Genomic DNA, 7,225 nt, shown 5'->3' with positions numbered 1-7,225 from the left:
GGAGACCTCACCCGGTACATCTCCGTAGGCCAGCCCGGACAGTGCGCCCGGCAGCGCAGGGGCGGCCACGCTGGAGGGGCCCAGGGTCTGTTCCAGCGCGTCGAACACCTCGGCATCGAGGTTGTTGCGTGCCTGGTGGTGCACCGACAGGCACAGGAACTGCGCATCCTCGCCCACCTGCGGATGCTGCGACAGGTTGAAGCGCGCGCCCGGCGCCAGCGCCCGCCATTGGCCAGCGCCTTCGATCGTGCGCGCGCGCACGCGCAGCGCATCCAGATGCTGCTGCGCGCGCCGCTGGCCGCGGGCGTTGTCCTGCCAGCCATACGGGCCGCAGGTGTCGCGATCGACGATGCCCAGGTCGTTGTTCTGCGCGGCCTCGGCGCTGGCCTGGCGCCGCTCCAGGGTGCGGTAATCCCAGGTGGCGCGCTCGACCTTGCCCGGTCGCCAGCGGTACGCGGTGGACCACTGCTGCACGCTGTCGCTGCGCTCGCTCTCGTCGCGGCGATGGAAGCGCACGCTGCCCAACTCGGCCGTGTCATGGCTGTGGTCGGCCAGCACCAGGGTGTGCGTGCCGAAGTCCGCACCGCCGGGCTCGCCGGCATGCTCGAACCAGTAATAGATGCCCTCTTCGGCCAGCAGCCGCTGGACGAAGGCCAGGTCGCTTTCCTGGTACTGCGTGGTCAGGCTGCGCCGTGCGTACTGGCTGGCGTCACCCAGCGACCAGCGCCAGGCCGGTGCCAACCCGCTGTAGTCGGCAAACAGGTCTTCGACGATCTCGACCACGGTCTTGTCGTGGAAAACGTAGCTGTCCACGCGCTGCGAGAGGAACGCCAGCCAGGGTTGCAGGCGCAGCCGGTAGCGGGCCAGGCCGCCGTTGCTGCCCAGCCGCTCGGCGGCCGTGATGCGGCCATGCAGCGGGCGCACGCTGCCATCGGCCTGTTGCAGCTGCAACAGCGCGCCCTGCCCGATCAGCGGTGCCAGCGCCAGGCCGGCGTCCAGCGACAAGGCGGTGATCGTCCACTGGAAGCCGAGGCCGTCGATCTGCTCGACGCCATCGAGGGTTTCGGCGACCAGCACGTCGGGTCCGCACGATGTATGCAGTTTCAGGAAGCGATGCGCATCGCTGGGCATCGCCAACGCCGAGCGCAGGGCAATCCACTGCGAAGCAGGTACAGAGCCATCCATGGGGCAACGCACGCAGGTCCAAGGAGCCGTGAGCGTGTTGCGGTAACGGAAGCCGATGAAGAGGCAAAGACGTCACGGCAGACGGGGCCACCGTGAAACGCAGGCGCTACCTGCGTGTTGTGGGCGCTAAGAAAGATACGAAACGCGCGCAGGGCACCGCATGGAATGGCGGTACCCGCCAACAGGCCAGACTGAAAACGGCAGCGGGTCACCGGGTCGGCAGTGCCGGCCACCGGCCGGCAACCCCCACTCCCTGGGTCAGTGCGCCATGCCGCGGGTGATCGCCGCCGCCCGCTGCTTCAGCTGGGTCACCGCATCGGGAATCATTTCCATGCCCACATCCAGGCCCGGGTTCAGCACCAGGCCGACGCCGTCGCCGATGCCGGCCAGCAGCGCATGCACCGCGATCGGCATCGCGTGGGCGAACTGCGGCAACTGTTCGTGCCACAGGCCGGCGCGCTCGGGGGCGGTGAACACCGCGAACATCGGCTCGCCGCTCTCGCTGGTCAGCACCAGCGGCGAGATGCTCTCATCCCACGCACCGTCTTCACCGATGGCCTTGTCCAGCAGCACGAACGCCGTCGAGGTCAGCAGGCCGTCGAGGAACTGCGCTGCGGTCAGCGTACCGTCCTGGGCCTGCAGCAGGCGTACCTCGAGGTCGTTGAGGGGTTCGAACGGGGTGTCGTGGTCCATGGTCGGTTCCGGTACGTGGTTGCAGGGCAGACTTTAGCAGGCCCGGTCCTCAACCGAAGAATCCGTGCCGCCACAGCCAGCCCAGCGCGGCCAGCCCCGCCACCACCACCAGCATCAACGGCAGGCCGAAGCGGTGCCGCCACGGGATCGGCACCCCGCCCAGCTGCTGGTCCATGGTCTCGGTATCCAGCACCCAGCCGTGCTCGCAGCGGGTGCAGGCCAGCTCGTAGCGGCGCTGGTAGGTGAAGCCGAACAGCAGGTCAATGCACGCCATCGTGTAGCGCAGCTGCGGGGCAAACTCGGTTTCCGTCTGGCAGCGCAGGCAGTGGTGCGCTTCGGTGGGACCGACGATCAGCACCCGTTCCTGTTGGCCGATCAGCAGCATCATGGGCGGCCTTGGCACGCCGGCTGGGCCAGCAGCCACTGTTGGGCCGCCGCCAGCGTGGCCGCATCACCTTCCGTGTGCTGATCAGGTTCGATCTTCAGCCCGTCGCCGCGGCCATCACGGTCCTGCATCACGCTGGTGGTCAGCAGCAGGCGACTGCCATCGGCCAGGGTGTGCACAACGTTGCCGGTCGAGACCCCTGCCGTCGGCTGGCCGAAGCTGCGCGCCTGCGCGCGGCCACGCCATGCCAGCGCCGAGGCCTCGCCCGAACTGCCGGTGCGCGGCCCTAACAGCACCGCCACCGGTGCCCCGGGGTGCCGCAGCACATGGCCGGACTGGCCGAAGTCCAGCAACGGCTTGCCCGCCAGCTGCACGGCAGTCGCGGTTAACGTCCAGCGCTGTGGCCCGTGCGCGGTTTCGAACGAGCCAACGTCCTCGTTGTTCACCACCGAGGTGCGCAGCAGCGGGGCCATGCCCAGCAGCATGGGCCACATGGAGCCGCCGCCGTTGTCACGCAGGTCGACGATCCAGCCACAGCGTGTGCCGTCATCCTTGCTGCGGATGACCTGCTGCCACCGCACGGCACGCTGGATGTCCTGGCGGAATTTTTCCTGCGGCGTTGCGCCAGGCGTGGCGGCATAGCCCTCGATGACCACCCAGCCAATACGCGCATCCACCGCATCGGCGACTTTGGCCCTTTCCACGGCGGCGGCGCCGACATGCTGCGCGCGCGCAAGGGATTCGCGCTGGCGCTGGGTCGTCGTCCATACGCCATGATTGCCCGTGCTGAGCGAAATGGCTTCGCGCAGAACGGCCAGCCGTTGCGCGGGGTCGCTCTGCGCCGATTGCAGGCGTACGCGGGTGGCGGCCCAGTCCACCCGGTCGCGATACAGTGCCTGCCGTTCAAGCAGGTTGAGGATCTCGGCCTGGGCCTCTGCCGAGGGCAGCTCGACCGGCTTCGGGGTCTCGGCCAGGGCGTTGGCCGCCAGCAGCGTGATCATCAGCGCGCCGATGCGACGCACTCCCTTGCGAACCTGCATGCGACGTTTCCTTGTCGTTGAGTCAGGCCGCAGCATAGCTCGCGGCCGGTGCGCTTTGCCATGCGTGAACTGTCGCATCTGGCTCCGCCGCGGGCTTAGGGAAGACGACCTCGATGCGATCAGCCCTTTGCAACGTTGCCCATGTCATCGCGGCGTAGAACGGGGGAAGGCGGCCTCCGTCGGCACCGCTTGTGCCGGCCGGGATTGGCGTCCTGAATCAAACATCGAATCGATCAAGTTGCCGCCTCAACGGCAATCGCGACAATGCGCCGGCTCGCCCATGGCGGGCGGTGCGTGGGGATCCTCGTGATCCGTGGGCTTTTTTCGATTCGATTCTGACCGGCACGCCAACCCGCACCGTCCGCCACCCTGCTTCCCGCAGGTGGCCTTGCCTTGTGAGGTTGCCGCCATGAACACGCGCCGCCCTCGGCGTTCTTCGCGCGATTGCGTGGCATTGCGCGGGGCCACGCCGCCGATGGGCAGGCGTGGCGGAACGCCAGACCAGCGAGGCACGCGGTCGGGAGTTGGCCGAGGCGACGCGCTGTATGGCGGCGGTGGTTGCGTGCGGCGGTGTGTTGCTGGCGGCGCAGTCCGCACGCGAGATGGATGATGCACAGGCGCAATGTCCGCCGCAAGGTGGAGGAAGGGTTGCTGCATGCGGTGGTGGTGTTGCCGATCATGCCGGGGCGCTGGTGGAACCGGATGCGCACGCCAGTGCGGTTTAGAGCCGAGCCCATGCTCGGCTGCGCGGAGGTCATGGCGCCGGTGGGATCAGTGCCGACCAAGGTCGGCACCTACCAGAGCGGGTCATGACATCTGCACGGCGCACTACCAGTCCGCGCGCAGTCCGATGTTGCCCTCGATGATGCGGCGCTTCTCGTTGCGGTCGCCACCCAGCTCGCGGGTGTAGTCGGCCACGGCGTAGGCGCTGATGGTGCGGTTGAATCGACCGACCACACCCACACCGGCTTCCAGCGCGCGTGAGCGCTGCGAATTGACGATCACGTCGTCGTCGAAGCGGATGCGGTCCTCGCCGGAACGGCCATGCCAGTAGTTGAGCTTGAAGTACGGCTGCCAGCCGTTGTCGGCCAGCTGGTAATCGCCGGCCAGGCGCAGGCCGACGCGGCCGGTCCAGGCGTTGTCGTTGTCGAAGCGCACGCTCGACACCTCATCGCGGCGTCCATCCAGCGCGGTGCGTTGCCAGATCACCTGCACCTGCGGTTCCAGCCACCACGCGGACTGTCCAAACCGCAGCAGCGGTTTGCCGGCCTCCACCGACACGCTGGTACCATCACCGCTCAGGCCGAAGCCCAGCCCACGCGAGGAACGCACGCGGCCGTCGTAGCGGCTCTGCATCGCTACAGCGTCGAGGTAGCCACCGCTGCTGTCGGTGAGCGTCCAGTACAGGCCCACGTGCTTGTCGTCCAGGCGGTTCTGTCCCACCTGCACGTTCTCCCAGCCCAGTGCCAGGCCGGTGGTCTTGCCCTGCGCGCGGGTGCGGCCGACGAACACGCCGATCTGGTTGCGGTGGTTGTCAGACACCGAGGCCCACACATCGAGACCGGCCTGCAGGCCCATCACATCGCCATCAAAGCCGGGCTGTGCATCGCCCTTCCAGTGGATCTCGCTGCTCTGCCCCACCAACCTGCCCCAGGCGGTGCGGAATGCGCCCTGGTTGTACAGCAGGCGCTGCTCGCCCTGCCGCTCGTGGAACGTGCCGAGACTGGCCAGCGAGGTCTCGCGCAGCAGTGGCGGTACCACCGCATAGGCGGCGGTCTCCACGCGGTACAGCGGCACCACCGCGCCTTCGGCCGGGCGTGCACCCGGCGTTGGCGGAGTGCCGGTACCGGGCAAGGCGCCACCGGCCACGGGCACGTCCGGCACCGCCGGGTCGCTGGGCGGCGCCACCGGCGCCGGTTCCGGCGGCGGCGGCGGCGGCGCGGTCTCGCCGGCGGTCAGGTCCGGATCCGTGGCGCCTTCCGGCGGCGGCGGCGGTGCCGGGGTGATCGGTGGCGGCGGTGCCACCGGCGGTGTCAGCGGCGGCGGGGTGGCGCTGCCACCGCCGTTGGGCGCCGGCGTCGGCCCGGTCACCAGCGTCGAGCGCAGGTACCAGTTCTCGCTGGTGCCGGCACTGACACCGCCCTTGAACAGGAAGTACTCGTAGGCACCGGCCGCGACCGGTGCGAACAGCGAGAACGCGCCCGGCGCGGTGCGGCCACCATTCAAGGCCTGCACCACCAGGATGCCATCGGCCAGCGTGGCAGCCCCGCTGCCGCCGGCATTGAGCACGCCGATGCCGGTGGTACCGGTGGCGGTACCGCCATCGATCACCAAGCGGTCGCTGGTTGAATTATCCGCCCCCAGAACGGTGCGCAGGTACAGGCCACCACCGTCACCGCGGTAGTTGCCACGCACGGTGAACACGTCACCAGCGCCAGTACCGGTCAGGTCGATGCGCCCGGCGTTGACCATCTCCACCAGTGCACCACTGTTGAACGGACGGACGGCATGGCCGCCACTGCCCGCGTAGACGGTGCTGGTGTCATCCACCGTCAGCGTGCCGGTGCCGGTTCCGCTGTCGCCCAGCACCAGGTCGCCATCAAAGGTCAGCTCGGTGCTGTTGGCCAGGCTGATCGCCTCCCAGTTCTGGAAGCGGCCCACGCCGTTGGTCTTGACGTTGTTGAAGTTGAGCTGGTCGATGCCACTGCCGCCGTCGAACAGCGGCACCGCACCCAGGTTGCCCTGGTTGAGGTTGCTGAGGTTGGCCACGTCGTTGTCCGGCCCCATGTCGATCGCGCCGTAGACGATGCCACCGCCGCTCCAGTTGAAGGTGTCATTGCCGGTGCTGAGCAGCACCTGCCCACGCACGGTGCCGTCGGTGATGGTCACGCTGTCGGCGCCGCCGCTGACGCTGATGTTGCCGCCGATGTAGGCGGTGCCGGAAATGATGATGGTGTCGGTGTCGAAGCCGGTCACCACGTTGCCGTCCACCGTGCCACCCGACTGGTCCCACAGGTTCTTGTCCAGCTTCATGTTGACCCGGCCGATGCGGCCGCCGGTCATCCAGGCCTGGTCGCCATCCTCGAACGCGCCGACGATGCGGCCGCCACTCATGCGGAACGTATCGATGTTGTCGCCCTGCTGCAGCGCGCCGAGAGTGCCGCCGGTCATGACGAAATCATCGCGGCCGCTGCCCTGCGCCACCACGCCGGTGACAGTGCCGCCGCTGACCGTCATCTGGTCATCGCCCGTGCCCTGGTCGATGCTGTCGATGGTGCCATCGACCAGCAGCAGCACATCGTTGCCATCGCCCTGCAGCACGCCGCCGGTGATGCTGCCGGCCCGCATTTCCAGGCGATCATTGCCGGCACCGAACTGCACGCCGGTACGCCCACTGATCGTGCCGCGGTTGACCAGCACGCTGTCACCGGCACCGACGAACTGCAGGGCTGTGGTGTTGCCGGTGCTGATGCTGCCGGTGTTGTCGACACGGCTGCCGCCACCAAGCTGCACGGCCACGCCTCCGACGGCGCTGATCGTTCCCAGGTTGGACAACAGGTGTCCGCCTGCGCCGACCAGCGAAATGGCGCTTGCGCCGCTGCTCTGTTGCAGCTGTGCGCCGCTGGCGACGTTGACCGTGATGCCGGCCGCGCCATTGGCGGTGATGGGAACCGTCTGCGGGTTCGGCGCGTTGGCGTCGCAGGTGACGGTCTGGCCGGCGACGGGGGCGGCGATGTCACAGCCGGCCCAGGCGGCGCTGGCGGTCAACAGCATGACGGACGGTACAGCCAGGGCCTGCAGTACGGAAACAGTGAGGCGGCGCATACGCACTGCGCGCGGGACGGCACGGGACATACAGCACTCCTGGAAAGGGGATCAGGAACTGCAAATGCACACTGCTGCAGGTGCAGTCTGCCGTGAT

At 68.5% G+C, this 7,225-nt stretch carries 6 protein-coding genes; 1 reads left to right on the top strand and 5 read right to left on the bottom strand.

The genetic code is table 11. From position 1 onward, the window contains the following. The 4 genes from ARC23_RS07165 to ARC23_RS07150 all read right to left on the bottom strand — a co-directional run. Window positions 1–1,185 (bottom strand): type VI secretion system Vgr family protein (locus tag ARC23_RS07165; protein WP_152985220.1); only part of this gene is annotated, 1,185 nt, incomplete at its 3' end. 258 nt (window positions 1,186–1,443) lie between these two features. After that, a complete protein-coding gene (locus ARC23_RS07160) occupies window positions 1,444–1,878 on the bottom strand; it encodes an SseB family protein (RefSeq protein WP_057496609.1) in 435 nt (144 codons plus the stop codon). Between the two features lie 49 nt (window positions 1,879–1,927). Then, on the bottom strand, window positions 1,928–2,263 hold the full coding sequence (locus tag ARC23_RS07155; RefSeq protein ID WP_057496608.1) for a hypothetical protein: 336 nt from the start codon (window positions 2,261–2,263) through the stop codon (window positions 1,928–1,930). Then, window positions 2,263–3,303, bottom strand: a complete 1,041-nt coding sequence (locus tag ARC23_RS07150) for a S41 family peptidase (RefSeq protein ID WP_057496607.1) — start codon at window positions 3,301–3,303, stop codon at window positions 2,263–2,265. The genes ARC23_RS07155 and ARC23_RS07150 overlap by 1 nt, the downstream gene beginning before the upstream one ends. A gap of 609 nt (window positions 3,304–3,912) precedes the next feature. Here ARC23_RS07150 and ARC23_RS21185 point away from each other — a divergent pair. Further along, window positions 3,913–4,116, top strand: coding sequence for a hypothetical protein (locus ARC23_RS21185; RefSeq protein ID WP_238985206.1), 204 nt, complete (start codon window positions 3,913–3,915; stop codon window positions 4,114–4,116). A 15-nt stretch (window positions 4,117–4,131) separates the two neighbouring features. On the opposite strand, the gene ARC23_RS07140 is transcribed toward ARC23_RS21185, so the two are convergent. Further along, window positions 4,132–7,158, bottom strand: a complete 3,027-nt coding sequence (locus ARC23_RS07140; RefSeq protein WP_057496605.1) for an autotransporter family protein — start codon at window positions 7,156–7,158, stop codon at window positions 4,132–4,134. Between the last annotated feature and the right edge of the window lie 67 nt (window positions 7,159–7,225).

This window comes from Stenotrophomonas beteli (assembly GCF_001431665.1).
Taxonomy (GTDB): Bacteria; Pseudomonadota; Gammaproteobacteria; order Xanthomonadales; family Xanthomonadaceae; genus Stenotrophomonas; species Stenotrophomonas beteli.
This window is presented reverse-complemented; position numbering and strand designations above follow the sequence as displayed.

Excerpts from the sequence above, each read along its gene's own strand:
- ARC23_RS07160 (WP_057496609.1), bottom strand. The coding sequence starts at position 1,878 with ATGGACCACGACACCCCGTTCGAACCCCTCAACGACCTCGAGGTACGC.
- ARC23_RS21185 (WP_238985206.1), top strand. The coding sequence starts at position 3,913 with ATGCACAGGCGCAATGTCCGCCGCAAGGTGGAGGAAGGGTTGCTGCAT.
- ARC23_RS07155 (WP_057496608.1), bottom strand. The coding sequence starts at position 2,263 with ATGCTGCTGATCGGCCAACAGGAACGGGTGCTGATCGTCGGTCCCACC.
- ARC23_RS07140 (WP_057496605.1), bottom strand. The coding sequence starts at position 7,158 with ATGTCCCGTGCCGTCCCGCGCGCAGTGCGTATGCGCCGCCTCACTGTT.
- ARC23_RS07150 (WP_057496607.1), bottom strand. The coding sequence starts at position 3,303 with ATGCAGGTTCGCAAGGGAGTGCGTCGCATCGGCGCGCTGATGATCACG.